Annotated in this window: 21 protein-coding genes; 13 read left to right on the top strand and 8 right to left on the bottom strand. The window is 59.2% G+C overall.

The window, feature by feature from the left end; genetic code table 11:
• Positions 1-6 precede the first annotated feature (6 nt).
• The 5 genes from BVL55_RS11075 to BVL55_RS11055 are packed head-to-tail and all read left to right on the top strand — an operon-like array spanning position 7 to position 4,524.
• Positions 7-1,275, top strand: coding sequence for a nitrous oxide reductase family maturation protein NosD (locus tag BVL55_RS11075; RefSeq protein ID WP_342097752.1), 1,269 nt, complete (start codon positions 7-9; stop codon positions 1,273-1,275).
• On the top strand, positions 1,272-2,183 hold the full coding sequence (locus tag BVL55_RS11070) for an ABC transporter ATP-binding protein (protein ID WP_075996950.1): 912 nt from the start codon (positions 1,272-1,274) through the stop codon (positions 2,181-2,183). Before BVL55_RS11075 ends, BVL55_RS11070 begins: the two co-directional genes overlap by 4 nt.
• Positions 2,180-3,010 carry an ABC transporter permease gene (locus tag BVL55_RS11065; RefSeq protein WP_075996949.1) on the top strand — a complete coding sequence of 277 codons (831 nt, stop codon included), beginning with the start codon at positions 2,180-2,182 and terminating at the stop codon, positions 3,008-3,010. The genes BVL55_RS11070 and BVL55_RS11065 overlap by 4 nt, the downstream gene beginning before the upstream one ends.
• The gene (locus BVL55_RS11060; protein WP_075996948.1) at positions 3,007-3,552 is read left to right on the top strand and encodes a nitrous oxide reductase accessory protein NosL; all 546 of its coding nucleotides are present in this window, start codon (positions 3,007-3,009) and stop codon (positions 3,550-3,552) included. Before BVL55_RS11065 ends, BVL55_RS11060 begins: the two co-directional genes overlap by 4 nt.
• A gap of 12 nt (positions 3,553-3,564) precedes the next feature.
• A complete protein-coding gene (locus BVL55_RS11055) occupies positions 3,565-4,524 on the top strand; it encodes an FAD:protein FMN transferase (protein WP_075996947.1) in 960 nt (319 codons plus the stop codon).
• On the opposite strand, the gene BVL55_RS11050 is transcribed toward BVL55_RS11055, so the two are convergent.
• Complete coding sequence (locus BVL55_RS11050; RefSeq protein ID WP_075996946.1) at positions 4,521-5,711, bottom strand: NnrS family protein; 1,191 nt, start codon at positions 5,709-5,711, stop codon at positions 4,521-4,523. The genes BVL55_RS11055 and BVL55_RS11050 overlap by 4 nt on opposite strands.
• A gap of 122 nt (positions 5,712-5,833) precedes the next feature.
• Here BVL55_RS11050 and BVL55_RS11045 point away from each other — a divergent pair, with 122 nt between their 5' ends.
• Positions 5,834-6,547, top strand: a complete 714-nt coding sequence (locus tag BVL55_RS11045) for a Crp/Fnr family transcriptional regulator (protein ID WP_075996945.1) — start codon at positions 5,834-5,836, stop codon at positions 6,545-6,547.
• Between the two features lie 5 nt (positions 6,548-6,552).
• Here the strand turns inward: BVL55_RS11045 and BVL55_RS11040 are convergent, their stop codons facing one another.
• Positions 6,553-6,753, bottom strand: coding sequence for a hypothetical protein (locus BVL55_RS11040; RefSeq protein WP_244530491.1), 201 nt, complete (start codon positions 6,751-6,753; stop codon positions 6,553-6,555).
• A gap of 181 nt (positions 6,754-6,934) precedes the next feature.
• Positions 6,935-7,615: a 5-formyltetrahydrofolate cyclo-ligase gene (locus BVL55_RS11035; RefSeq protein WP_075996943.1), complete on the bottom strand. Its 681-nt coding sequence runs from the start codon at positions 7,613-7,615 to the stop codon at positions 6,935-6,937.
• A gap of 322 nt (positions 7,616-7,937) precedes the next feature.
• On the opposite strand from BVL55_RS11035, the gene BVL55_RS11030 reads away from it, so the two are divergent.
• Together BVL55_RS11030 and BVL55_RS11025 are read left to right on the top strand one after the other, a co-directional pair.
• Positions 7,938-9,893, top strand: a complete 1,956-nt coding sequence (locus tag BVL55_RS11030; RefSeq protein ID WP_075996942.1) for an autotransporter assembly complex protein TamA — start codon at positions 7,938-7,940, stop codon at positions 9,891-9,893.
• A gap of 90 nt (positions 9,894-9,983) precedes the next feature.
• A complete protein-coding gene (locus BVL55_RS11025) occupies positions 9,984-14,108 on the top strand; it encodes a translocation/assembly module TamB domain-containing protein (RefSeq protein WP_075996941.1) in 4,125 nt (1,374 codons plus the stop codon).
• A 51-nt stretch (positions 14,109-14,159) separates the two neighbouring features.
• Here BVL55_RS11025 and BVL55_RS16570 read toward each other — a convergent pair whose 3' ends face one another.
• Both BVL55_RS16570 and BVL55_RS16565 read right to left on the bottom strand, forming a co-directional pair.
• A complete protein-coding gene (locus BVL55_RS16570; RefSeq protein WP_244530490.1) occupies positions 14,160-14,639 on the bottom strand; it encodes a type 2 periplasmic-binding domain-containing protein in 480 nt (159 codons plus the stop codon).
• Positions 14,636-15,019 (bottom strand): LysR family transcriptional regulator, encoded by a 384-nt coding sequence (locus BVL55_RS16565; protein WP_156892519.1) that lies wholly within the window; start codon positions 15,017-15,019, stop codon positions 14,636-14,638. The genes BVL55_RS16570 and BVL55_RS16565 overlap by 4 nt, the downstream gene beginning before the upstream one ends.
• A gap of 104 nt (positions 15,020-15,123) precedes the next feature.
• Between BVL55_RS16565 and BVL55_RS11015 the strand changes: the two genes are divergently transcribed.
• From BVL55_RS11015 to BVL55_RS10995, 5 genes are all read left to right on the top strand, one after another.
• On the top strand, positions 15,124-15,723 hold the full coding sequence (locus BVL55_RS11015; protein WP_075996940.1) for an amino acid synthesis family protein: 600 nt from the start codon (positions 15,124-15,126) through the stop codon (positions 15,721-15,723).
• On the top strand, positions 15,695-16,474 hold the full coding sequence (locus tag BVL55_RS11010) for an alpha/beta fold hydrolase (protein WP_075996939.1): 780 nt from the start codon (positions 15,695-15,697) through the stop codon (positions 16,472-16,474). Before BVL55_RS11015 ends, BVL55_RS11010 begins: the two co-directional genes overlap by 29 nt.
• Positions 16,471-17,286 carry a flavin reductase family protein gene (locus BVL55_RS11005; RefSeq protein WP_205410786.1) on the top strand — a complete coding sequence of 272 codons (816 nt, stop codon included), beginning with the start codon at positions 16,471-16,473 and terminating at the stop codon, positions 17,284-17,286. Before BVL55_RS11010 ends, BVL55_RS11005 begins: the two co-directional genes overlap by 4 nt.
• Positions 17,287-17,385: 99 nt before the next feature.
• Positions 17,386-18,420, top strand: coding sequence for an LLM class flavin-dependent oxidoreductase (locus BVL55_RS11000; protein WP_075996938.1), 1,035 nt, complete (start codon positions 17,386-17,388; stop codon positions 18,418-18,420).
• A gap of 17 nt (positions 18,421-18,437) precedes the next feature.
• The gene (locus BVL55_RS10995; RefSeq protein ID WP_205410872.1) at positions 18,438-19,907 is read left to right on the top strand and encodes an aldehyde dehydrogenase; all 1,470 of its coding nucleotides are present in this window, start codon (positions 18,438-18,440) and stop codon (positions 19,905-19,907) included.
• A gap of 205 nt (positions 19,908-20,112) precedes the next feature.
• On the opposite strand, the gene BVL55_RS10990 is transcribed toward BVL55_RS10995, so the two are convergent.
• The 3 genes from BVL55_RS10990 to BVL55_RS10980 form a co-directional block, all read right to left on the bottom strand.
• Entirely contained in the window at positions 20,113-21,549 is a 1,437-nt protein-coding gene (locus BVL55_RS10990) for a TolC family protein (RefSeq protein WP_162841492.1), read from the bottom strand.
• A gap of 97 nt (positions 21,550-21,646) precedes the next feature.
• Positions 21,647-23,050, bottom strand: coding sequence for an HlyD family type I secretion periplasmic adaptor subunit (locus BVL55_RS10985; RefSeq protein ID WP_075996935.1), 1,404 nt, complete (start codon positions 23,048-23,050; stop codon positions 21,647-21,649).
• A complete protein-coding gene (locus tag BVL55_RS10980) occupies positions 23,047-24,723 on the bottom strand; it encodes a type I secretion system permease/ATPase (RefSeq protein WP_075996934.1) in 1,677 nt (558 codons plus the stop codon). Before BVL55_RS10980 ends, BVL55_RS10985 begins: the two co-directional genes overlap by 4 nt.
• Positions 24,724-24,949: the final 226 nt, after the last annotated feature.

Below are 24,949 nucleotides of genomic sequence, written 5' to 3'. Positions count from 1 at the left end.
GGTTCGATGATGCAGATCGCCCGCGCTATTGCGTTTCTTCTGGCCATGCTTGTGGCAGTTTCGCCGGTTCACGCCGCCGAAATTGCCGTTGAGCCTGGCGAGAACACGCTTGCGCGGGCGGTCGTGCTTTCAAAACCCGGGGACCGGCTGGTGCTTGCCACCGGTCTCTATTCAGGCGCGGTCATCATTGACAGGCCACTGACGATAACCGCGCTGGGCAAGCCTCATCTTGATGGTGAAAGCGAAGGCTCGGTGATCCTGGTGGATGCACCTGACGTAACCGTGGAGGGGCTGTACATCACCGGGTCCGGCAATTCCCACGAGGAAATCGACTCCGGTGTAAAGCTGACCAAAAAAGCCACGGGTGCGGTTGTTCGGAACAATCGCCTTGAAGGCAATCTGTATGGCATCGACATACACGGCGCGCGCGATGCGCTTGTCAAAGACAACGTCATCATCGGCCGTTCCGACCGGCGCATGAACCGCCGGGGCAATGGCGTATATGTGTGGAACGCCCCCGGCGCAACGGTTGAGGGCAATTTCATTCGACTTGGCCGGGACGGCATATTCGTCAATACCAGCCGCAAGAACACCTTCTCGAACAATCGGTTTGAGGAACTGCGTTTTGCCATTCACTACATGCATGCCAATGACAGCACGGTGACGGGCAATCTTTCGATCGGCAATCACCTGGGCTATGCCATCATGTTTACCGACCGGGTCAAGATACGCGACAACGTCTCCGTACGCGACCGCGATCACGGCATCATGCTCAACTACGCCAACAATTCGGTTGTCGAGGGCAATGTGGTGGTTGGCGGCGGCAAGAAGTGCCTGTTCGTTTACAACGCCAACAAGAATGTCATGCGGCGCAACCGGCTGGAGGCCTGTCCCATCGGCATTCACTTTACCGGCGGTTCGGAACGCAACGAGATTTCCGGCAATGCATTCATCGGCAATCGCACCCAGATAAAGTTCGTCTCAACCCGCGACCATGTCTGGACGGGCAATTACTGGAGTGACCATACCGCCTATGACGTTAACGGCGACGGCGTTGCCGATCAGCCGTTCCGGCCGAACGATGCGATGGACCGGATCCTGTGGACCCAGCCATCCGCCAAGCTGCTGATCGGCAGTCCTGCGGTGCAGTTGATCCGCTGGGCGCAGAAGAATTTCCCCTCCCTGCTGCCCGGCGGGATCGTTGACGACCGGCCGTTGATGAAACCCCATGCGCTTGCGCCGGAAGTGGCGCAGTTGAAGGCGGTGCTGAAATGAACCGGCAGATAGAGATTTCCTCGGTTTCGAAAGCCTTTGGGGAAGTGCAGGCGCTTGACGGCATCAGCCTTACGGTTGAAGCAGGAGAAGTGGTTGCCCTGCTCGGCCATAACGGTGCGGGCAAAACAACGCTGTTTCGCATCATGCTCGGGTTCATCGGTGCCGATGCCGGAGCAATATCGATTTGCGGCAGGAAAGCCGGCAGCCGGCAGGCGCGCCGCGTGATCTCCTATCTGCCGGAAAGCGTGGCCTTTCCCAAGATGCTCACGGGCCGCGAGGTGGTCGAATTGTACGCCACGCTGAAGGGGGCCGCGCGCAGGGAAGTTGGCGAAGCGCTTGACCGTGTCGGGCTGGCCGATGCTGCGGGCCGCCGGTGCGGCACCTATTCCAAGGGAATGCGCCAGCGTCTGGGATTGGCTCAGGCAATCGTGGGTGCCCCAAAGGTTCTTTTGCTGGATGAACCCACATCGGGGCTCGATCCGGTTTCCCGCAGCGAATTTTATGCCCTGGTTTCCGGTCTTGCAGATCAGGGTACCGCCGTGTTGCTGTCTTCCCACGGGCTAAGCGAGCTGGAGGCCAGGGCCGAACGGGTCGCCATTTTGCGCAATGGCAGTCTGGTCGCCGACGGGCCGCTTGCAGCGCTGCAGAAAAGTGCCGGCCTGCCGACTCGCATCCGGGTGCGTTCCACCGCCGATCGGGTCGATGACCTTCGTCAGCGTTTCGGCGGCAGACGGATCAATGGCGCATCGGTGGAGATTTCCTGTGCAGGCGAAGAGAAGATGCCGGTACTTGCCGCCATCCATGCAGCCCCGGAATTCGTGGCGGATATCGAAGTCATCCCGCCCACGCTGGATGAGGTTTATCGCTTCTACTCCCTTGGCGAGGAAAGAGAGGGGACCCGGTCATGAACGCTGTATTTGCCATTGCGCTTACTGAAATCAGAATTGGTATCCGGAACAGCTGGGTCGTTCTTTCTGCCGGAATTCTGGCGATTTTCTCCCTCCTTCTGGTTGTTCTCGGCAGCGGCCCTTCCGGTGCCGTGGACGTGCACCCGCTGACGGTGGCCATCGCCAGCCTGTCGACCCTTGCGGTCTATTTGATCCCTCTGATTGCGCTACTACTTTCCTTCGATGCGGTGGCAGGCGAAATTGATCGGGGCACATTGCAACTGGTTCTGGCAACTCCGGCAACGAGATGGCAGGTGCTTGCCGGAAAGTTCATGGGCCACACGGCAGTGCTGACTGTGGCGATCGTGGCCGGTTACGGTGCCGCCGGTGTGCTCGGCTACCTGCTGGGTGAAGCCGGTGGCTACGAGCCTCTGGCCGGATTGTTGCGCCTCATGGCGACCAGCGTTCTTCTTGGCGCGGTGTTTGTGGGAGTCGGCTATCTTGCCAGTTGCAGCGTGCGGCAGACCGGTACGGCTGCAGCACTCGCCATCGGCATCTGGCTGGTCACGGTTGTATTATATGACATGGCGCTGCTCGGCGGATTGCTCGTCAGCCAGGACGGGGTGTTTGCCCGTTCCGTCTTTCCCTGGCTCCTGCTGTTCAATCCGGCGGATGCCTTCAGGGTCTACAACATGACCTGGGTCGACAGTTCGCTGCTCCAGACCGGCCTGGCAGCAGGCAGGGGCGGCCTTCCGGTGGAAGGCGCCGGCGTGCTGCTTTCCCCTGTTCTGTGGTGTGTGGCCGCGCTGGGGCTGGCGAGCCTGGCATTCAGAAGGGTGAAACCATGAGACATCTTTTGTTGTCTGCTTTTGTTCTGCTGTTTTCATTGCTGCTGCTGGCTGCCTGTTCCGACGCCGGTTCCACCGGGGACGTACCGAAGCCGGTTGCCATGACCGAAGAAGCGGTTGGCCATTATTGCAGCATGACAGTGCTGGAACATGAGGGGCCGAAGGCACAAATCCATCTTGCCGGGATCGAACAGCCGGTCTGGTTCACTCAGGTGCGGGACGCGGTTGCATTCCTGCGCTCGCCGGAGGAGCAGTATGAGGCGGTGGTGGTCTATGTACATGGCATGGACAAGGCCGCCAATTGGGCGCATCCGGGGGATGAATCCTGGATCGATGCCCGCCAAGCCTGGTTTGTCATCGGCAGCGGCAAAACCGGCGGCATGGGAACGCCGGAAACCATTCCGTTCTGGTCCAAGATGGCCGCGAAGGAATTTGTATCGCTGAATGGGGGCGGGATCGTCCGCCTCGATGAAATACCCGACGCCTACATTCATGGTTCCACCGTGCCGGATGAAGTCGCCCGGCAGACCAGCGGACAATAAGGAGAGCGGGTCATGAGCCTCTCAAGAAGACGGTTTATTGCAATCTCCGCCTGTGCGGCGGCAACGGGCCTGCCGGTTGCGCCCGCTCATGCCATGCCTGCTGCACGATGGAAGGGTGTGGCACTGGGCGCAAAAGCCGATATACGCCTTGTTGGATTACCCGAGCGCCGTGCCAATAACCTTCTGCAGAAAGTGCGCGCCGAAATCAGCCGCCTTGAAAAGGAATTCAGCCTGTATCAGGCCGATAGCACGCTGAGCCGCCTTAACCGTGATGGGCAGCTGTTGCAGCCGGGTGCTGACATGCTTGGCCTTCTGGGCCTGGTTTCGGCGGTTCACGCAGCTTCCGGCGAACGGTTTGACCCCACCGTTCAACCGGTTTGGGATGCCTATGCGCGCGCTGCCGGCAAACCGGATATCAAAGCGCTCAGAGCTGCAGAAACGCAGCTTGGATGGCAAAGGGTGGCATTTGATACCAGCGCTGTAAGCCTGCCTGAAGGCGGGGCATTGACGCTCAACGGAATTGCCCAGGGCTATGTGACCGACCGGGTGGTAGCCTTGCTGCGGCAGGCGGGCCTTGAAAATGCCCTGGTGGAAGTAGGGGAGATTTCAGCCATGGGAAGGCCGCGGGAGGGCGGCCTCTGGCAGATTCATCTCGGCGAAAACGATGGTTCGGCCATCTCCATTCGCGACAAGGCAGTTGCCACCAGTGCGGCGGAAGGGACCATGATTGGGGGAGCAGCCAGCCATCTGATCGATCCCCTGACCGCCAGATCATGCCGTTCGAAATGGCTGCGCACATCCGTCGTTCACAAGTCTGCTGCGATCGCCGATGCCGTTTCAACGGCGGCATCATTGATGGACCTCGATGAAATCAAGGCGATGATGGCGCAGTTCGAAGGTGCTTCCTTCGTAGGGCTGCATAGTGAACTCGGCCATGTCAGCCATGCGCATTATGGCAGGATGCGCTCTTAATCCTGCCGCGACTTTCGCTGCCTTGCAAGATGCGGAGCAAAGGCGATCGCAAAGGCCAGATAGGCGGTGATCCACCCCAGCGCGGCGATATGCAGCCAGAGCAGATAATACGACGCTAGATACTCAGCTGCCAGGCGTGCTGCTGCCGCAAGCAATATGGCTGCAAAACATAACTTGCCACCCATTCCCGCCCGCAATGCCTGGCCGGTATGGCCGCGGGAGGCGCGCACCATGACGGACAGGGTCATGCCGCCAATGCCGCCAATGGCAATCAGGTGCAGAGCGGCGGCGGGATGGAAAATCTCCGGCCAGAACACGGAAAGGCCCAGCATCAGCAGGCCGCCGGAAAGACAGCCATAGCTGGCATGGAGGATCCAGACCAGGGGATCACGCAAGGTACGATGCCCCTGCCAGCGCAGCAGCCGGATCATTTGCAACGCTCCGGAAAGCGCAAGCAGGCTGCCGGCGGCGATGTGCAACGGAATGATAATCCAGGCAGCCAGTGCAGCTGCCGTGACAGCGATTGAAACCGTGTCAAACGTGCCAAACGGTGAGGGAAGGGCGCCCGGGTTTTCCCGGGTCAGCCAGTTGCGGGTGAAACTGGGGACAATGCGCCCGCCGATGATGGTGATCAGCATGATGACGGCAGCAAAGGCAAGGCGCCGGCTCAGATCGGTTTCCTGTCCTGAACCTGCTTCCAGGTGAAACAGCAGATTGGCCAGCGCCAACAAAAGCAGTGGCACGAGAACCTTCAGATTGCGGTAGTTCTTTCCGGCAAGAATTTCGCGGGCAATGACAAGTGTGACGGAAACCAGAAAGGAGCCGTCCACCACCATGGCAATCTGCCAGCCGGTGTTTGCGGAAAATGCGACGGCAATTCTGCCGGCAGCCCACAGGACCACCAGGGCGATCAGCATAGGCCCCTGCAGCGGCATGCGGCCTGTCCAGTTCGGGACTGCGGTGAAAAGAAAGCCGGTAATGATTGCCGGCAGAAACCCGAACAGCAGTTCATGAACATGCCAGTCGACGGGTGCAAAATGGGTTGCGATGGTCAGTTCGCCGAAATATGCAGGAAGCCACAACAGAATTGAAACCGCTGCATAGAGCGAGCCGAACAGGAAGAATGGCCTAAAGCCGTAGCTGAACAGGGCTGGACCATGATAGGGTTTGGTACGGGGTATCGGCATGGGAATATTCCGTTTCCGATGAAACGTGAAACGATCTGGTTATCAAACCCGGTTTATGGGTCATGACCCTAGAGCGCCTTTGCTCCTGAATTTTTGCGTTTGCGCAAGCAGCTGAGAGAAACATGACAACCAAACTCGATGCTTCACTGGTACGTGATTTACCGCCCTTCGCCAACATGAAGGACGAGGAAATCGCCGACCTGTTGTCGCAGGCTCGCGCGGTGCGCTATCCCAAGGGGGCGACCATCTTTTCGCAGGACGAAGAAGCAAAGTTCTTCTTCCTGTTGCTCGACGGCCATATCCAGGTCGTAAAGCTGACGCGCGGCGGCGAGCAGGTCGTTCCGCGTTATCTTTCGCCCGGTGAATTGTTCGGTATTGCACGGGCGCTCATGCTTGATGCCTATCCGGCAAGTGCGCTTGCAGCGGTGGATTGCGTGGCGCTGGTCTGGCCGAATTCAATCTGGGCTGATGTCGTCAGCAAGCACCCTGCATTCGCCACCAATACCTATAAAGTCGTCGGGCGCCGGCTTACCGAAACACAGCAGCAATTGGCGGAACTGGCCACGGCGAAGGTCGAGCAGCGGGTTGCCAATGCAATTTTGAAACTGGCCAAACAGACCGGGCGGCGCACCGATGACGGAATTCTCATCGATTTCCCGGTTTCACGCCAGGACATTTCGGAGATGACCGGGACCACCTTGCACACCGTTTCGAGACTTTTGAGTGCTTGGGAACAGGCAGGCTGGGTGCGGTCGGGAAGGCGCAAGATCACGCTTCTTGAGGGGCACAAGATCGTTGTCCTGGCAAGCGGCGACAATGGTGGCGCAGCGGTGTAACACAGCTACTGCGGTTTCGGCTCGCCGGTGGAATTCACCGCTTCCATGATTTCGCGATAGAGTTGCTCTTCATCGATCTCGTGTTCGAATGCAGCGTCACGCAAGTCATGAAACGCGGCCAGTAGACAGCCCACGCAAAGCATTCGGTTGCGATTTATCACCGGAATGACCTGGGGATAGCGCCGCTGCAATTCCTCCATGCTCATGTCACGGAGAGATTCCCGACCGGATCGTTTCCCAATCCCTGCTGCCATGGCCTGCCTTGCTGCCGCAATGGTGCTCTAGGTCATGAACTCAATAGCATGAGTTTTGACCCCAAAAACCGCAACAAGTATTGGCGTGTTTAAAAGTGCTTTCGTTGCGCCAGCGCAAACTGGGCAGCCAGCGTCAGGAAGCGGGATTTTGACCGCAATGGGCTTGAGGTTGCACCACGCCCGCCTCGGTTATGATGCAATCCATGGGGATGTCGTGGGGTTGCGGGTAAATGGTGGCAAGGTTCTGGGAAGCGTAGCCGACACCGAATAGCCGGGGCTTTTTGCCCATTGAGGCCAGTGTCCTGTCAAAGAAGCCGCCGCCATAGCCCAGCCGGAAACAGGATGGGTCAAAGCCGACGACGGGCGCGACGACGATATCGGGTGTCACCGTTTCGCCGCCTGCCGGCACCGGAATGTTCCAGACGCCGCGGTCGAGTTTTTCGCCTTGCCGCCAGCTTTTGAAGCTTAGCGGCTTGCCTTTTTCAACGACGATTGGCAGGGAGCAGACGGCACCTTTTGCCGAGAGCTGTTCCATCAGCGGGCGCAGATCCGGTTCACCGCGGAACGGCCAGTAGAAGCTGATCACCTGGGCGCCGATCTCGCCGAGTGCGGTCATCAGGCTTTGAGAGATGGCGTCGCTCATCTGTTGGCGCAACGTTGCGGAAAGCGCCCGCCGCGCCTCAATCAGGCGCTGGCGTTCGGCCTTGCGCCAGCGCATCACGTCAAGGCGCTGCTGTTCATCGACAACGCAAAACGAGCCGTCGGCGTTTTCAGCCAGCTCATGGGCAAAACATGGAGGGGATGAGGAAGGCATGCAGACTGTTCCTTGACGTCCGATTTAACCATCACATTAGTGCTTCGTGCCGGATTGCCAGGTCAAATTGGCGACAGACCGCGCCGCAGCACCGACACCGGCAGTGTTTATTAGCCGAAGTATTACAAGCACTGGTGAGCGTATGTTGCCCAATTCGCCGCATCAAGCCAGACCGAATGGTCTCGTGCCCGGCATTACCTTGTTCATCCCCGATCTGCTGAACTTTCCCAACTGTTTCAAATATCGTATGGAAACGGGCTCATTTCCATCACTTTCGGCCGTCATCCAATGCCGGGTTGAAGGTTTGGATCAGGATTGAAGGATGTCGGGGACTGGTGCCAACAGTTTTGACGGACAGGCTTTGCTGCGTGCGCTGCGCGCAGCGCTGGCGTTTGGCTGTGCCCGTACCTTCGCTGTCTTTGCGGTTTCAGTTCTTTTTACTTTCGGCAATCCGCTTTTGGGAACTGCATCGCCTGCAATGGCACTCGATTTTTTCAAGAAGGCGGATGAGGAAGAACTGGCCGTCGCCGATCCGCTCTCCTATGTGGTTTCCTTTGAGGCGGTGAATGTGACCGATGACGAGGCCGCCGCCCTGAAGAACGCGTCAAATCTTGTGGCCGATGCCGATCTTCCGGTTTCAGGTTCGCTGGGATTGCTCACCAAGGCCGGCGCCGATCGCGATGGGCTGGTGGGCAGGCTTTACGAACTGGCGCGCTATGGCGGCGTTGTCGATATCCGTATTGCAGGGCGGCCGCTGGATTCGATCTCACCCACCGAGGATTTCGGGCGGGCTGGTGTGGTGCCGGTGACAATCCGCATCGATGGCGGCAGGCCCTTCGCCTTTGGCAGGGTGGCAGTGGCTGGCGACGCCAGCGACATGGGTAGCGCATTGTCCGGCATGGTTGAGGGTGCGCCTGCGTATTCCACGGTAATCCTTGAAGAACAGGCGAGAATCGTATCGGACCTAAAGGCGACCGGCCATCCGTTTGCCGAAGTCACCGATACCATCGTTGAAGCCGATCACAACAACGCGACCCTGGATGTCACTTTGACGGTTCGCTCAGGGCCGCGTGCCGATCTGGGGGAAGCAAGTGTCAGTGGTGCGGAGAGTGTGGATGCGGCGTTCATCCACACTCAGGCGGCCATCGTTACAGGTCAGCCATATACGCCTGAGGTACTGGCTTCGGCGCAAAAGCGCCTGCGTGAACTTGAAGTGTTCGAAACCGTGGAAGTGCGCGAGGGCGAAGCGCTGGATGAAAACGGCCGCCTGCCGGTCGAGATCATCGTGACGGAACGCAAGCACCGCTATTTCGGTGTCGGGGCAACCTTTTCGAATGCGGAAGGCGCCGGTGTCGAAGGCTATTGGGGGCACCGCAACCTGTTTGGCCGGGCCGAGAAGTTGCGCGTGGAGGGATCAGTCTCGCGCATCGGTGAAGCCGACGATCTCGACGGTCTGAACTATTCCACGGCGATCCTGTTTGAAAAACCGGCGATCTACGGCCCGAAGAACACTTTCACCGCAAACATACGTGCGGTTTCGGAAAACACCAACGCGTTCGAGCGCCGATCCGTGCGTGGCGGATTTGGCATCCGCCACGAAATCGACAAACGCCAGACCCTTTCGGCGGCACTTGACCTTGATTGGTCTCAGATCGCCGAGCGCAATCGGAAAACCACCCATCTTATTTTCAGCACACCCCTCGAATATGAATATGATGGCAGCGACAATGCGCTCGACCCGAAGGAGGGTTTCCGGTTTTCAGCCCTGCTCGAACCTGCAACCGATCTTGCAAATGACGCGGCCTTCGTGAAGGGCAGGGTGACTGCTTCGGCTTATTTCACACCACCTGATGCCGGCAATGTAACCTTCGCAGCACGTGGTTCGGTGGGCAGTATTGCCGGGGCCAGCTTGATGTCGATACCTGCTGACCGCCGGTTTTATGCTGGCGGCGGAGGGTCCATTCGCGGCTTTGCCTATCAATCGGTCGGGCCAAGAAATGCCGCAGGCGATCTGACGGGCGGCCTCTCCGTCGTTGAAGGCTCGCTGGAGGCGCGGCTAACGGTTGCCGACAAGTTTGGCGTCGTGCCGTTTCTCGACTTCGGTAATGTCAGCCGTTCGGCAACGCCCGATTTCGGCAATATGCGCTTTGGCGCCGGTGTGGGCATCCGCTATGTCACGCCATTCGGCCCGTTGCGTCTTGATGTCGGTGTGCCGCTTGACCGGCGGAAAGGTGAAGACCCCTGGGCAATTTATGCGGGCATCGGTCAGGCGTTTTGATCCTTGCCACAACGTTTCCAGTTGCAAAGCCGACGGATGCAGAACGAACCAAACATGCTTAGAAAACGAAGGACCGTTTTTGGGCGGCTAATGGGGGCTGTTGGCCTGCTGCTGTTGATGGCAGTGCTGGCAATCGGATTTCTGACGGCCACCGGCGCTGGATTGGGCCTGCTGGCCAAAACGGTTTCGAACCTTGCTTCCAATGGCGAGGGTGAGGTTCGCATTACCGGCATCAGCGGCGTGTGGACAGGGGAAACCAAAGTCACGTCCGTTGTCCTTTCTGATCGCAAGGGCGTTTATGCCAGGATTTTCGGTATCGGCGTGGACTGGGATCGTGCGGCACTTTTGTCGGGAACCTTCAGGGCAAGCAGCCTGACAGCCGCCAAGGCGGAGATCATCCGGCAGCCGGTGCCGAAAGATGAGGAGTCCGGTTCGGGCGGCCTGCCCATTCAACTTGATCTTCAAGCAATAAGGCTGCCCGAACTGGTGGTCGGCGAAGCGCTTATCGGGCAAGCGATGACATTCAAGGCCGAGGCAGTATTGTCCGCCTTAGCCGATCCGGTCACCATCGCCAGCAGTTTCAAGATCACCCCCGGCAATCGTGAAGGAGTGCTTGAGGGAACGTTCTCTCTCGATGCGGATACCGCAAACCTCAATCTCGATGTCCGTTTACGAGAGCCGGAAGGCGGGGTTCTAGCCACTGCCTTTGATCTCCCGGGCAAGCCGGCGGTTGGCTTGTCGGCCACCGCCGAGGGTCCGCTTGAAGCGCTGACATTCTCCCTTCAGGGTGAAGTGGGCGGCAATCGCATCATCGATGTCAAGGGTGATGCAGGCCTTAAAAATGAGACTTTCTTCATCAAGGCCGAGGGTGATGGAACGCCGTCGCGGATCGTTCCTCCCCGTTACCGGCAATTGCTGTCGGGATCTTTCGCCCTGAACGTTGACCTATCCGGCGAGACCACCGGCCGCCTTTCGGTCAATTCTGCAAAAATCGATGGCGACCGCTTCTTTGCCGTGCTGCGTGGCGATCTCGACCTGCTGGGGCAAAGCGATCTTTCCGGCGGGTGGACCGCAAGGGACGGCGCGGTGAATCTGACCGCCGGACTGGTCCCCGAACTGAAAGAACTTGCCGTTCGCAGCATCGCGTTTTCCGTCAAGGGGCCTTCGCATGCCGCCGCTGTCATTGCTTCCGTCGATATGCCGGTGCTCGATACCGGGAAGATGAGGTTTGGTGGCATACGGGCAAATGTTTCTGCGCCCGCCCTCAATCTGGAGGAACAGTCAGGGGACTTCAAAGTCGAGATAGAGGCGGATGAGGGCGGGTTCGACAATGCGGATCTGCAACGCCTGTTTTCCTCGCGTATCTATGGAGAGGCGCAAGGAGCGATTGACGGTGATCGCATCGACATCGCCCAGATCAGGCTCGACAACGATGCATTGGTTGCAAATGGCGAGGCAGGGATCGATCTTGGCAAACAGGCAATTGAAGGCGGTCTGGAACTGCGCATTGGGGCCAGTCACCTTCCTCCCTCCTTGCCGTCGCTGTCGGAAGAAGACGCCCGGATTGATATCCGTTTCGCCGTTCTTCCTGGCGGTGACATCAGGATTTCCGGCCTGAAGGCGGTATTTGGCAGCCTGTCCGCAGAAGGGTCGGCGGCCCTTTCCGGAGAGGAAATTACTGCCAGCCTGACCGCTGACCTGAAGGCCATGAACGGGCTCGATCCAAAGTTGAAAGGGGCGCTTCTGTTAGCTGCCGAACTTTCCGGCCGGATCAATAGTCCGGTAATCGATCTAACCGCCACGTCGAACCGGATCGAGGCGAATGGTCATGTGCTGACGGATCTGTCGGCCAGGCTAAGCGGCCTGGCGGATGCCGCCAAACCCGATGTTGACCTGGCGCTCTCTGGCACGCTCGACGGTTTACCGCTGACGGGCAAGGCACAACTCATCAGCGAAGCGGGTGTGCGGTTGCTGAAAAACCTGGTTCTGACAAACGGGGAAAACCGGGTTTCGGGAAATATCGCCCTTGCGGGGGATGGAACGCCGGAAGGCAAACTGGCCATACAACTTCCCGACGTCTCCGCCTTTGCCGCGCTTGCCGGCCAGGAATTAAAGGGCGGACTGGAAGGAAGGCTCAACTTCAGCAAACGCGATGGCGTGCCTTTTGTGGATGCCCGTTTTACAAGCGAACGGCTTTCAAGCGGCGAATTGGAAGTTGAGGCTCTGGCAGCCGACATTGCGGCCAGGGATTATCTTGCCGCCGCTGCGTTTGAAGGCGTTGCCAGGATCGGTTCCCTGCGTCAGGGCGGCACCGCGATCCGCCCGCTTGAGGTCAAGTTCGCTTTTGATGACGGCTGGACCCGTTTTGATGCCAGGGGAACGAGTGATGGCGTGCCCGTATCGATGGATGGCCGTGTCCGCCCGGCCGACGGCGCGGTTGCGATAGAACTCGACAAGGCATCGGCTGTTTTCCGCGGTGTGGCGCTGGCGCTGGCGTCACCCGCAGCCATCACGGTCCGCGACGGGATTGTGAGCCTTGCTCAGCTAGCCATTTCAGCTGGAGGCGGGGTTGCATCATTATCCGGCACAGCCGGTGAGACGCTCGATCTGTCGGCTGATCTAAGCGGAATTGGCGCTGCCGTGGCAAACAAGTTCGTGCCGGGATTGAATGCTGGCGGCAGCATATCGGGACTGGTCAAGGTTACCGGGAAACCGGCTGATCCGGATGTCAACTTCAACATTACCTGGAACAACGCTGCCACCGCCGAAACGCGGACTGCGGGTCTGGGGGCGTTGAAGGTATCTGCCGATGGGCGTTTTGCTTCCCAGGTGCTGGCCATCTCCCTTGCAGCATCGGGCGGCGGCGGAATTGACCTTAAAGGACAAGGCAATGTGGCGCTGGGCAGCGCTCAGCGACTGGATTTCAACCTCCGTGGCACCGTGCCCTATTCGGTACTTGCGGCCCAGCTCGCCCGGCAGGGAATGGTGCTTCGGGGAAACGCTGCTGTCGATCTGAAACTTTCCGGCAGCCCATCCAGCCCGGTCATAAACGGCACGGTTTCTTCTGCGGGGGGAAGGTTCGTCCACGCTGAAAGCGGCATTGCTGTCGATGAGCTGGGACTTGCTGCCCGCTTTGACGGCACCAGAGCGGTGATCGAGAAGCTCAATGGCAGGCTTTCAACCGGCGGAACGGTGCAGGCCAGTGGCAATGTGGGCTTGTCCGGCGGATTTCCCGCCGATTTCTCGGTCAAGGTCAATAATGGCCGCTATTCTGACCGCCGGACGGTTGATGCCACCTTTGACGCCGATCTGAAGATTTCCGGTGCGCTGGTTGGCGATCCGTTGCTGGCCGGGTCAATCAATCTGGCCACCGCCGTCATCACCGTGCCGGAGCGGCTTCCCGCAAGCATATCCAGGCTTGACGTCAGCCACCGCAATGCCAGCGAGAGCGTGGCTCGCCAGTCCGAGAAGCTGCAAAGCCGAAATGCCGGATCGTCGGGCGGAAGCTCGGGACTGCGGCTCGATCTAACTCTCAATGCGCCGCGCCGCGTCTTTGTTCGGGGCCGCGGGATTGACGCCGAACTGGGCGGCAGCATGCAGTTGCGGGGGCCGGTTTCCAGAACGGCGACGCTTGGCGGCTTCGAGATGCGCAGGGGGCGGCTTTCGATCCTCGGCAAGCGGCTCGACTTTACCCGCGGCAACATCGCCTTTGCCGGTTCCCTGGTGCCCCGACTGGACATGGTTGCGCAAACCGCATCGGGCAGCACCACGATACTTGTGACCGTCAGCGGGCAGGCGGATCAGCCCGAGTTCCTGTTTTCCTCCGTGCCGCCCCTTGCCGAAGACGAGGTTCTCGCGCGGCTTATCTTCAACAATAATCTGTCGAATCTTTCGCCCTTGCAGATTGCCCAGCTCGCACAGGCGGCAGCCACGCTTGCCGGCAAGGGCGGCAACACCTCACTTGTGGGAAAGCTGCAGAATGCTTTGCAGGTCGACGACCTGGATGTGCGCACGGATTCAGAGACCGGCGAAACAACGGTGGGCGTCGGTCGCTATGTCAATGACCGCACCTATGTGGGGGTCGAGCGTGGCCAGACGGGCGGCAGCGGCAAGGTGCGTATCGATTTGAATGTGGGGCGCGGCGTCAAACTGCGCGGTGAAGCAACGGAGTCCGGCAAGAACAAGGCCGGCATTTTCTATGAGCGTGAATATTGATACTGCCTAGCTGTGGAACCTCAACAGGAACAACCTATAGAGGTTTCATAGCTAGAATACATGTTCCTGTTGCGGCAGGTGATCTGCGAGCCAGTGGACGAATGCGGCTGCCTTTTCCTTCTCATGGCGAACTGAAAGGAAATATCCCTCGCTCGCAGGAGCGGTGCATTTGTGCGCCATTTCAACCACGCCACGGCTGATCGCGCCATTAGCGATAACAGAGCTGACCAGCGCAACGCCATTTGCGTTTGCCGCCAGCCTCAGGGCGAGACCATGGGAATCGGCGTAGTAAGCCGGTGCTTTTACCGCCACGCCGGCCGATTTTGCCCAGGATGGCCAGCCATCGGAAACTCCAACGGTTTCGATCAGGGGGAGGTCGTCCAGACTGCCGCGCAGAGACGGTGATTTCACCGGGATGAGTTCATCGGGCTGGATGGCCGCCGCGTCCTTGCCTACTTGCCGTTTGGAGCCAAACCTTATCTCGATATCCGCGCGCGGTGCGGTGAACTCGTCCGGCCAGATCGTGCTCATGAAGCGAATGGAAGTGCCGGGATTGCGCCGATGAAACTCCGGCAGGACGGGGCAATAACCCATTCGGTCATGCTGATGGAGGCTGCGATGGTAATCAGTTCCCCGTCCGAGTTCGTCAGATACTGCGATGTGGCATTTTTCAGCGTCTCCAGCGCCGCTTCAACCTGGGGCAGGAGCTTTCGCCCGTCATCGGTCAAAGAAAGCCCGCGCGCATGGCGGTGGAACAGGGCAACGCCCAGCCGCGTTTCAAGTGCCTTGATTTGCTGGCTTACGGCCGACTGGGTCAGTCCGATCTCTTCTGCGGCGGCGGTCGAACTCATCCGGCGCGCGGCTGCTTCGAAGGATCTGAACCAGTTGAGGTGCGGGAGTGTTTTGGCCACGTGTAACCACCATATTAGTGTTACTAATACCTAAGCTTGTAATTCTTTCGTTTGTCAAATTGCGGCGCTGCAGGAATGCTGGCGCGCAAAGCTGGAGGAATTGCGTGACACCTGAAATCCGGAAACTTGTGACCTATGACGAGACGGTTCTCATCGAGGGCTTTCGCAAGGCCGCAGTTCCCTGGCGGATGTTTGCCGCCGCGGCGGTCATCAAAAACCCCTGGGCCGGCCGTTTTGTCGAAGATCTGAAGCCGGAAATTAAAGCCTTCGGCCCGGTTCTTGGCGAGATGCTGACGCAGAAAATACTCGCTTTTGCCGGCGGCGGGGAGGCGATCGAAGCCTATGGCAAGGCAGGCATTGCGGGCCTGGATGGGGAGGTGGAGCATGCCTCCGCCCTGATCCACACCCTGCGCTTCGGGAATTTCTACCGAGAGGCGGTCGGGGCGAAATCCTATCTTTCCTTCACCAACACACGGGGTCCTGCCGCCACGCCGGTGGTGATCCCCATGATGGACAAGAACGATCCAGGCCGCCGTTCGCACTATCTGACACTCCAGTTTGCCATTGCCGATGCGCCCCGCGATGGTGAACTCGTCATCGCGCTGGGTGGCGCCACGACCGGGCGCCCCCATCACCGGATTGGCGACCGCTATCAGGACCTGAAGGATCTGGGACATGATGTGGACAACCCGGCCGCGGTCTGATTTCGGCCAAGTCTCGGCAATTGCCGAAGGGGACGGGCCACTTGTCATCATGCTGCATGGCGTTGGCCTGCAGGCTGAAGCCTGGTGCGCGCAAATCGATGATTTTGTCTCGGCCGGGTACCGGGTTGTGGCACCCGACATGCCCGGACATGGTCACTCTCCCTTGGTGCCTGCGCACACCCTTTCGCAATTTGCCACGCTGCTGTCCGGTCTGTTGAAAGAAGAAGCCGTCATCGTGGGCCATTCCATGGGTGCCATGCTGGCTCTGACACTTGCCAGCATGCATCCGGACAAGGTTGCGGGCATCATCGCGCTTAACGCAGTGCATCGCCGCGATGCAGCCGCCAAGGCGGCTGTCCGCGGGCGTGCTGGCGAGCTGGACGGCATCCAGGCACAAGACCCCGCCAACACCCTTCACCGGTGGTTTGGTGAGGCCGTCACACCAGAGCGCGAAGCTTGCGCGGCCTGGCTTCGTCACACCCATCCGGCCGGCTACAAGACGGCTTATACCGTTTTCGCGGAAGCCGATGGCGAATTGGACACCGCACTGGCGCGCCTGCGCTGTCCTGCCTTGTTCATGACAGGAGAAGCCGATCCGAACTCGACACCTGCCATGTCGGAGGCGATGGCCGCCGCTGCCATGAAGGGAGAGGCCCAGATCATTGCCGGTGCCGCCCACATGCTGCCGATGACCGATGCCTCGAAAATAAACGGCACCTTGCTGCGGTTTGCCGAAGGTTGCCTGTCATGACCGGTTTTGATCCCCGCGCCCTGCGCGATGCCTTTGGAAGCTTCATGACGGGCGTTACCGTGGTCACGTCCAGAAACAGGGATGGCGACCCGGTGGGCTTTACCGCCAATTCCTTTTCCTCCGTCTCGCTCGATCCACCACTCCTGCTCGTTTGTCCGGGCAGTTTCCTGTCGAGCTTTTCCGTCTTTGCCGAATGCGAATACTTCGCGGTCAACGTGCTTGCCGAGGGGCAGGAAGAAATTTCCAACACGTTTGCCAGCTTCAAGGGGGACCGGTTTGCAAAGACTCCCCATCACACGGGCATCCATGACCTGCCGCTGATAGAAGGTGCCGTTGCCTGTTTTTGCTGCAGAACCTTCACGCGGGTTCCCGCCGGCGATCATGCAGTGCTGATTGGCGAAGTCGTGTCCTTCACGCATCAAAAGGGCGACGGGCTCGGCTATGTCGGGGGGCGCTATTTCAGCCTGGGCCTTGAGCGGGCGGGGGCATCGCCTGACCTTTCGATATGCGGAGCGATCATCGAGAATCAAGGCAAGGTGCTGCTTGAGAAAACACAGGCGGGTTATTGCCCGGTTCAGTTCAAGGCAGACCGTTCCGCCGCGCAGAGAGACTTGCTGGAAGCCCGGCTCGTCGAATGCGGGATAACCGCCGACATCGATCAGGTGTATTCCTCATTCTCCGGTGAGGGGGCAGAACCAGCACCTATTTCCTGGCAACGGCGAAAACCGCGGTGCAGCAGGACGGAATGGAGTGGATCCCGGTCCGTTCCCTGCCGCATCTTCAATTTACCACCCCGGCGATCGGCCAAATGATGAAGCGTTATGCACTGGAAGCCCAGGCCCGCAACTTCTCGCTTTATATCGGCGATGCCGTGCGCGGCGACATACACAGTTTTTCCTGAGGAGCAGAGGATGGACTTTTCCCTATTCGTTCACATGGAGCGCCTCACCCCGGACCAGCCGCATGCAGTGCTTTATGAGGAGTTCGTCGGGCTTGCCAAGATGGCCGATGAGGGCGGCATGCGCGCCGTCTGGACCGGCGAACATCACGGAATGGAGTTTACCATCGCGCCCAACCCGTTTTTGACGCTGGTCGATCTTTGCCATCACACAAGGCATGTCCGGCTGGGCACCGGGACCGTCGTTGCGCCGTTCTGGCATCCGATCAAACTGGCCGGAGAGGCTGCTGCCGCCGATCTGATCACCGGCGGGCGCATTGAACTTGGCATTGCGCGTGGAGCCTATTCCTTCGAATATGAGCGGCTGATGCCGGGAATGGATGCCTGGGAGGCCGGCCAGCGTATGCGTGAGATGGTGCCGCTGGTGCCAAAGCTGTGGCAGGGCGACCTTGCCCATGAGGGCGAGTTCTTCCGCTTTCCCAAAACCACGGCAGTGCCCAAGCCCGTTCAGGAAAACGGCCCGCCGATCTGGATTGCCGCCCGCGATCCCAACAGCCATCAATTCGGCGTGCACAACGGGTTCAACATTCAGGTCACTCCGCTCTGGCAGGGAATGGAGGAAATCGAGAAACTGTACGGGCATTTCGATGATGCCTGCGCCGGCTACAAGGGCGAGCGCCCGAAGATCATGCTGCTCCACCATGCCTATGTGGGCAAGGATGAGGAGGATGTTGCAAGAGCAGTCGGCGATCTGCGCCGCTATTACAATTATTTCGGGGCCTGGTTTTTGAACAAGCGGCCGATCAGCAACGGGATGATTTCCGCGATCAGCAAGGCGGAGATCGAAGCCAACGAAATGTACACCGCAGAAAAACTCGCCCGTGATCTCACGGTGGGAACAACCCGGCAGGTCATCGACCGGATCAGGCGTTATGAAGACCTTGGATATGACGAGTTTTCCTATTGGGTGGACAGCGGCATGACAAGCGAACGCAAGCGTGCTTCTCTCGCGCGGTTCATCGACGATGTAATGCCGGTTTTTGCTTGAGGTCAGTCATGGGAACGTTGTCACATTATCAACTCTACATCGACGGGCGCTGGTGCGAGGGGGCCGCCGGCCAGATCATGTCCTCCCAAAACCCGGCGACGGGCGAAGACTGGGCAACGTTTGCCTGTGCGGCGCCGGAAGATGTCGAGCGTGCGGTCGGTGCTGCCCGCCGCGCACTGCAAGAGCCCCAGTGGCGGGACATGACGCAATCGGCGCGGGGCAATCTGCTGTTCAGGCTTGCAGATCTGATCGAGCAGAATGCCGGCAGGCTTGGAGAGATTGAAACCACCGACAGCGGCAAGCTGTTGGCGGAAACTGCAGCGCAAACAGGCTATGTGGGACAGTATTATCGCTATTATGGCGGGCTGGCCGACAAGATCGAGGGCGCGGTTCTTCCCATCGACAAGCCGGACATGCATGTGTTCACACGGCGCGAACCCATTGGCGTCGTGGCGGCGATCGTTCCGTGGAATGCCCAGATGTTTCTTGCCGCAACCAAGGTCGGACCGGCGCTGGCTGCCGGTTGCACAGTGGTGTTGAAAGCCTCGGAAGTCGCGCCGGCGCCAATGCTTGAATTTGCACGACTGATTGAAGAGGCAGGCTTTCCGCCCGGCGTTGTTTCGGTAATCACGGGGGATGCGGAGAACTGCGCAATTCCGTTGACACGGCATCGCGATGTCGACCGCATTGCCTTTACCGGCGGGCCTGAAACGGCACGTCACGTGGTGCGGAACTCGGCGGAGAACTTCGCCGTCACATCACTGGAACTGGGCGGCAAGTCGCCCATTCTCGTGTTTGAGGATGCCGATATCGAGGGCGCAACCAACGGGCTGATTGCCGGCAATTTCGGCGCGTCGGGGCAGAGCTGCGTTGCCGGGTCGCGTGCCTTCGTACAGCGTTCGGTCATGGAGCAGATTGCCGCCAGGCTTGAGGATAAGGCCAAGTCGATTGTCGTCGGCGACCCGCTGGATGCGAACACCCATGTAGGGCCGTTGTGCACCGCAGCACAGATAAAGACCATCGAAACCACGCTTGCGCGTTCGGTGGAGCAGGGGGCCGTCATCCGGTTTGGCGGCGCGCGGCTGCAACGCCCCGGCAACTATATGGCTCCCACGCTTGTCGAGTGTACGCAGCCGGAGACGCAAACGCTGAAGACCGAGATGTTCGGCCCGGTCATGTCGCTATACCCCTTCGAAACGGAAGCTGAAGCCATCGCTCTTGCCAATGAAACGGATTACGGCCTGGGGTCGGGCATCTTCACAAACGATCTTGCCAGGGCACACCGGGTTTCCGCCCGCATCCGGGCCGGGATATGCTGGGTAAACACCTATCGGGCAGTCTCGCCCATTGCGCCGTTTGGCGGCTTCAACCAGTCGGGCTATGGCCGCGAGGCGGGCATGGATGCGATCCATGATTACACACGCACCAAGACCACCTGGATCAGCACTTCCGACCACCCCATGGCAAACCCGTTCGTCATGCGTTAGAGCGTGTCCGGCTTAAATGGAATCGTTTGAACTTGGTTCCTTGCCCTTCGGGCAGCGTCGGAAAATACTAACAGTGCCTGCACTGCGTCGCATTTTCCTCCTTGCCGAAGACCAAACTCCCGGCGCTCAAACGATTCCATTTAAGCCGGACACGCTCTAGCTGTTGAGGCACCCATCCAGGTCTTGGCCTGACAAACAGGGCTGATCAACTCTTTCCTGCGAGTTTTTCGATGGTCATGTCCGGCATGTGCACGGCAATGCGAAGCACGCTGCGCGAAAGCGACAGCCTGTTTTGAAGATGTTCTATTCTGGCTTCTGCCAGCCTCATTTCCTCGCGCAGCAAGTCCGAGACGGGTTTCAAACCTGCATCAAGTTCCTTGCGCACGCCATTGGCACTTTTCTTGCGGGCGCTGATCTTGCGGGACAGGATTGCCCTGTTTCTCGACAGGGATTCCATCTCTTCCCAGGCGGTTTCGATCTCCGTCTTGATCTGCCGCTCAACCTGCCTTGCGCGAAAACCGGCGGCTTGGGCCTGGGCGCGAACCTGGCGGTAACGCGCCACCTGGGAAAGGTTGCCAATGGGCATGGAAAAGCGCACGCCGGCTTTCCAGTCCGCGTCCGTGTCGAAATCAAAGCGGTCATCGCTTTGCTGTTCGAGCGATGCATAGGCTGTCAGCTTTGGCAGGTAGTTTGAACGCTGCACCCGGGACTGGGCTTTAACCGAACGGGCGGTTTCGATTGCCGACTCGATGAATGGATTGCCTTGCAGCGCGCGGGCTACTGCATCATTTCGGGATTTCGGGAGCAACCGGTCTTTGGCGGGGAAGCGGGCTGCGTGGCCGGCCTCAACGCCTGTCTTGTTCAACAATTCAATGCGCAGACGGCCGATTTGCTGTGTTGCCTGCTCCACCTGCGATTGAAGGGAAGCAACCTCAGCATCGACCAGCGCAACATCGGTTCTGGATGCGAAACCGGCTGCATACTGCCTTTTCGTCATGGTTCTGATTTTGCGAATGCGCCTCAAGGATCGCTTGATGATGCCACGCCTTTGGGTATTGGCGACATAATCCAGATAAAGCGTGGCATTTTCGAAAATGAGGCTTCGCTCCTGCGCCAGATAGTTATAATCCGCCGCATTGGCGGAAGCCTGGGCAGCTTCGATGGCTGCAAGCTTTCCACCGGAGGCAAACAGCGTCCATTCTGCGGTGATGGACCCAGTTGCGATGGTTCTGTCAAGTTGCGGCAAACCCGATAACGAACTGCTCCGGCTGGTTTCACCGGCTGCTGTCAGGCTGACGGCGGGCAGAAGATCAAAGCGCGCTGAATCAACAGCGTGATGCGCTGCCGTTGCCTCCTGGGCCGCCGCTTGCAGGGTTGCATCGTGGCGAAGGGAAGCGCGCAGCACGTGGTGAAGGCTTCCCGGCAGGATATCCTGGCCCGAGGGCTGCATTAGCATGGATTGTGCGGGAATCAGCGTAGTATTCGAAGCCCGCAAGCTCCAGGGAAAGTCAGCCGGTGTGGCCCGGTGTTGCTGGTTCGGCGCGTCGCGCATGGGGGCTTTCACCGCTTCGTCCGCATGAGCGGCCGAAATCGCGGCAAGAATGACAGCACAACCCAGAATTCTGGCAGACAGGATACGCATGAACAGGTACTCGCAACTGCGCCAATAATACTTCATCAACCTTAACAAAGGGGAAATCGCGCCGTGTTGCACCACAGCGTTGTGAGCATTTGCGGGACTAGCGCTCCCTGAAAGCCTTCATGAAGCTCTCGGATATGGGCTCTGCCACATAAGACAGGAAACTGCGCTCCCCGGTATGGATGTACACTTCGGCAAGCATGCCGGGCTGCACCTTCTGCACAAGGTCCTGCTGCGCTTCGGCGATGTCGACCTGCACCGCGAAATAGGGCTCGCCGGTGACGGGATCGGTGGTTGAATCTGCCGGTACATAATCAACCTTGCCGACAATCGGTTCCTGCACCCGGCGATTGAATGCGGTGATGACGACTTCCGTTTCCTGGCCGGCAACCACATTGGCAATGTCCTGGGGCAGAACTTTCGCCTCGACGAGAACCGGAGTGCCTGCCGGTACGATTTCGCCAAAGGGTTTGCCGCTGCCGATGACACCGCCGACCGTGTTGGCTTCAAACTTGACCAGCGTTCCGGCCACCGGTGCCTTGATTTCCGTCAAGTCGACGGCCATCCGTGCAGCTTCCATCTGCTCGTTGACGGCAGCAAGCTCGGACAGGACCGAGGACAATTCGCGGGCGTTTTCCTCCTGCCAGCTTGCATCGAGGGTGGTGATGCGATCGCTGGTTTCATCGATCTGGGCGCGAAGGCCAAGTGCCCTTGAGCGCAGTTCGCCAAGCTGTGCCTTTTCTCCCAGATAACGCACCTGCCTTTCATCGAAGCGGGCGCGTGCAACATAGCCCGATGCAGCCAGCGGGCGCATGCGTTCGACTTCATCGGCCAGCAGGACGACCAGTTCACGACGCTCGGTAATTTGCCATTCCACGCCTTCAAGCTCTTCCTGCTGGCTTGCCAGCCGGTTTCTCAATGCCGACAATTCGCTGATGACGCGCTGGCGGGCGGCCAGAAATTCGGTTTCCTGTTCCGCGTAGATTTCCTTCGCGCCGGTTTTGGACAGTGCCCGGTTGGCAGCCTCCCTCGACAGTGTTCCCCTCAGGCTGCTGACGGTGATGGGATCGCTCTGGCGATAGGCGGTTTCGGCATCGCGCATGGATGTCAGCCGCGATTTCTGCGCCAAAAGCAGATCCTGTCGTGCCTTTAACCGAACCAATTCCGCGCGGGCGGCCGAGGGGTCGATGCGCAGCACCGGTTCCCCCGCGTCAAGACGGTCTCCGTTCTGCGCCAGAATGTCCTGCACCACACCGCCGGTTGGATGCTGGAGCAGTTTGTTGCGCCCCTTTGAGATAACCGAGCCGCCGGCGACCACCGCCGAACTGATGGGAAACAGCAATGCCCAGAGCATGAACAGCCCGAACGCGATTCCCACCCAGCGATAGCCGGTACGGGCAATCGCTCCTGTGTCTGCATCGACAGCCGATTTCCAGCCTTCTCCGCCGGGTGCCGTGGACGCAGTCGCATTGCCGGCTTTCATCGGGCGGCGGAAGAGTTTCATGCCACCTCGCTTGCATCTGACGGTTCACGCGGCCTTAGGCTGTTCGGTACAGCCTGGGCTTTTGCATCGGCAGGTTTGGCAACGTGCATGGCTGCAATCTTGCCGTTCTTCAACACCAGTACGCGGTCTGCCAACTGGTTGAGCTTGCCGCGCTGGCTGATCGTTACAATGGTGACGCCGGACGCCTTGAGCTTTTTCAGCGTGTCGTAAAGCACCACCTCGCCCTGCATGTCGAGATGGGCGTTCGGTTCATCCAGGATCAGGAGCTTCGGCCTGGTGTAAAGCGCCCTTGCCAGGGCGATGCGCTGTATCTGCCCGCCGGAAAGGCGCAACTGGCCATCGCCGATCCGGGTCATGTAGCCTTCGGGGAAACTGTTGATCAGATCGTGCACGCCGGTCATGCGCGCAGCTTCCACAACCCTGGCATCGTCCGGGGTTTGCGACATCCGGGCGATGTTCTCGGAGACGGTTCCCGGGAAAAGATGCAAGTCCTGGCTGACATAGCCGATGGCATCGCCCCACTGTTCCGGCGGCCAGTTTTTCTGTTCACAACCGTCAAGCGCCACACTGCCGGATGCAGCTTCCGCGGCACCGGAAATGATCCGCGCAAGGGTTGATTTCCCCGACCCGGATGCCCCGACAATGCCGAGAAACTCGCCTGGCTGAAGTTCGAAGGAGATGTGCGTCAAAATGGGGGTGTCGCCGGCTTCGGCGCATACTTCATCGAGCCGCAGCCTGCCGCTCGGGGCTGGCTGGGTAACCGGCTGGATGCTCTGGCCAGCCTGCTTGAAAAAGCCATCCAGTTCACTGGCCGAATTGCGTGCCCTGACCAGATTGTCCCAGCCGCCGATCACCTGCTCTACCGGTTGTACGGCACGGCTGGAAATCATCGAGGCGGCAAAGATCAGACCGCCGGACATGTCGCCTGCCAGCACCAGGAAGGCGCCCCAGGCCATGATGGAAATCTGCAACAGCTGGCGGACTGTCCGGCTCACGCCGTGATAAAAGGCGTTCTTCGCGGTTGCCCTTTCCTGTGCATTCAGGCTTTCACCGGTCATGGCGCCCCACCGGCCCATAAGGTTTGGCATCAGTCCCATGGCGCGAATATCCTCGGCGCGGGAGATGATGCCGGAGGCAAAATTCACGGCATTGGTGTTGGCCTGGCCTGCCGCCTGGCGCTCTGTCTCTCCGGCGCTACGGTTGAGAAGTGCGATAACGACCAGCACTGCTGTGCCTGCAAGAGTCAGAAGGCCGACCTGATAGTGGATGAGGAACAGCAATACCAGGAATGCCGGCGTAAAGGGGAGATCGTAAAGGCTGATATAGGCCTTGCTGGCAAGAAACATCCGCACGGTGTTGAAGTTGCGCAGCATGTCATTGGCCTGCGCCTTGCCGGTTTGTCCGCTGCATCCTGCCGCAAACAGTTCCTCGGCATGGTCCACCACATAGGCGGCCGACAGGCGCTGTGCCATGCGGCTGCGAATTGCTTCGCAGACGCCAAAAAGAACCAGGGCGAGTGCGGCAATCAGCGTGATGTAGAACAGGGTGTGCACGCTGCCTGAAACCAGAACGCGGTCATAAACCTGCAGCATGTGAAGGGGTGCAGCCAGCATGAGAATGTTGGACAGAACCGAAAATGTCAGCAGGGAACGGTTTTGGGAAAAGCCAAGCATGGGAATTTCTTCATTTCACTTGCCGTGAATATGAAGAAATACGCCTAATAAACAGTTTATCTCCACCCTTTGGTGTGTCCACAGTTCCATTTCGCGAAATCCCTGTATTGGCACCATATTTGCAACCGGTTTTTCGCCCGGGCTGCAAAAGGCGGTGCCGTGCCGTTTTGGAACAGGTTTTGCCCGTTCCGGAGCGGATTTTTCGAAACTGAAACAGATGCGGAGT

Source organism: Salaquimonas pukyongi (assembly GCF_001953055.1).
GTDB lineage: Bacteria > Pseudomonadota > Alphaproteobacteria > Rhizobiales > Rhizobiaceae > Salaquimonas > Salaquimonas pukyongi.
The sequence above is the reverse complement of the archived record's forward strand: the minus strand, read 5'-3'. Positions and strand labels throughout refer to the sequence as shown.

What these genes read in the sequence shown, in the direction of transcription:
- BVL55_RS11010 (WP_075996939.1), top strand. Translation starts at nt 15,695, where the DNA reads ATGATGTGGACAACCCGGCCGCGGTCTGATTTCGGCCAAGTCTCGGCA.
- BVL55_RS10985 (WP_075996935.1), bottom strand. Translation starts at nt 23,050, where the DNA reads ATGAAACTCTTCCGCCGCCCGATGAAAGCCGGCAATGCGACTGCGTCC.
- BVL55_RS11040 (WP_244530491.1), bottom strand. Translation starts at nt 6,753, where the DNA reads ATGAGCATGGAGGAATTGCAGCGGCGCTATCCCCAGGTCATTCCGGTG.
- BVL55_RS10990 (WP_162841492.1), bottom strand. Translation starts at nt 21,549, where the DNA reads ATGCGTATCCTGTCTGCCAGAATTCTGGGTTGTGCTGTCATTCTTGCC.
- BVL55_RS16570 (WP_244530490.1), bottom strand. Translation starts at nt 14,639, where the DNA reads ATGAGCACGATCTGGCCGGACGAGTTCACCGCACCGCGCGCGGATATC.
- BVL55_RS11030 (WP_075996942.1), top strand. Translation starts at nt 7,938, where the DNA reads ATGTCGGGGACTGGTGCCAACAGTTTTGACGGACAGGCTTTGCTGCGT.
- BVL55_RS11025 (WP_075996941.1), top strand. Translation starts at nt 9,984, where the DNA reads ATGGGGGCTGTTGGCCTGCTGCTGTTGATGGCAGTGCTGGCAATCGGA.
- BVL55_RS11070 (WP_075996950.1), top strand. Translation starts at nt 1,272, where the DNA reads ATGAACCGGCAGATAGAGATTTCCTCGGTTTCGAAAGCCTTTGGGGAA.
- BVL55_RS11005 (WP_205410786.1), top strand. Translation starts at nt 16,471, where the DNA reads ATGACCGGTTTTGATCCCCGCGCCCTGCGCGATGCCTTTGGAAGCTTC.
- BVL55_RS10980 (WP_075996934.1), bottom strand. Translation starts at nt 24,723, where the DNA reads ATGCTTGGCTTTTCCCAAAACCGTTCCCTGCTGACATTTTCGGTTCTG.
- BVL55_RS11065 (WP_075996949.1), top strand. Translation starts at nt 2,180, where the DNA reads ATGAACGCTGTATTTGCCATTGCGCTTACTGAAATCAGAATTGGTATC.
- BVL55_RS11000 (WP_075996938.1), top strand. Translation starts at nt 17,386, where the DNA reads ATGGACTTTTCCCTATTCGTTCACATGGAGCGCCTCACCCCGGACCAG.
- BVL55_RS11060 (WP_075996948.1), top strand. Translation starts at nt 3,007, where the DNA reads ATGAGACATCTTTTGTTGTCTGCTTTTGTTCTGCTGTTTTCATTGCTG.
- BVL55_RS11055 (WP_075996947.1), top strand. Translation starts at nt 3,565, where the DNA reads ATGAGCCTCTCAAGAAGACGGTTTATTGCAATCTCCGCCTGTGCGGCG.
- BVL55_RS11075 (WP_342097752.1), top strand. Translation starts at nt 7, where the DNA reads ATGATGCAGATCGCCCGCGCTATTGCGTTTCTTCTGGCCATGCTTGTG.
- BVL55_RS11035 (WP_075996943.1), bottom strand. Translation starts at nt 7,615, where the DNA reads ATGCCTTCCTCATCCCCTCCATGTTTTGCCCATGAGCTGGCTGAAAAC.
- BVL55_RS11050 (WP_075996946.1), bottom strand. Translation starts at nt 5,711, where the DNA reads ATGCCGATACCCCGTACCAAACCCTATCATGGTCCAGCCCTGTTCAGC.
- BVL55_RS11045 (WP_075996945.1), top strand. Translation starts at nt 5,834, where the DNA reads ATGACAACCAAACTCGATGCTTCACTGGTACGTGATTTACCGCCCTTC.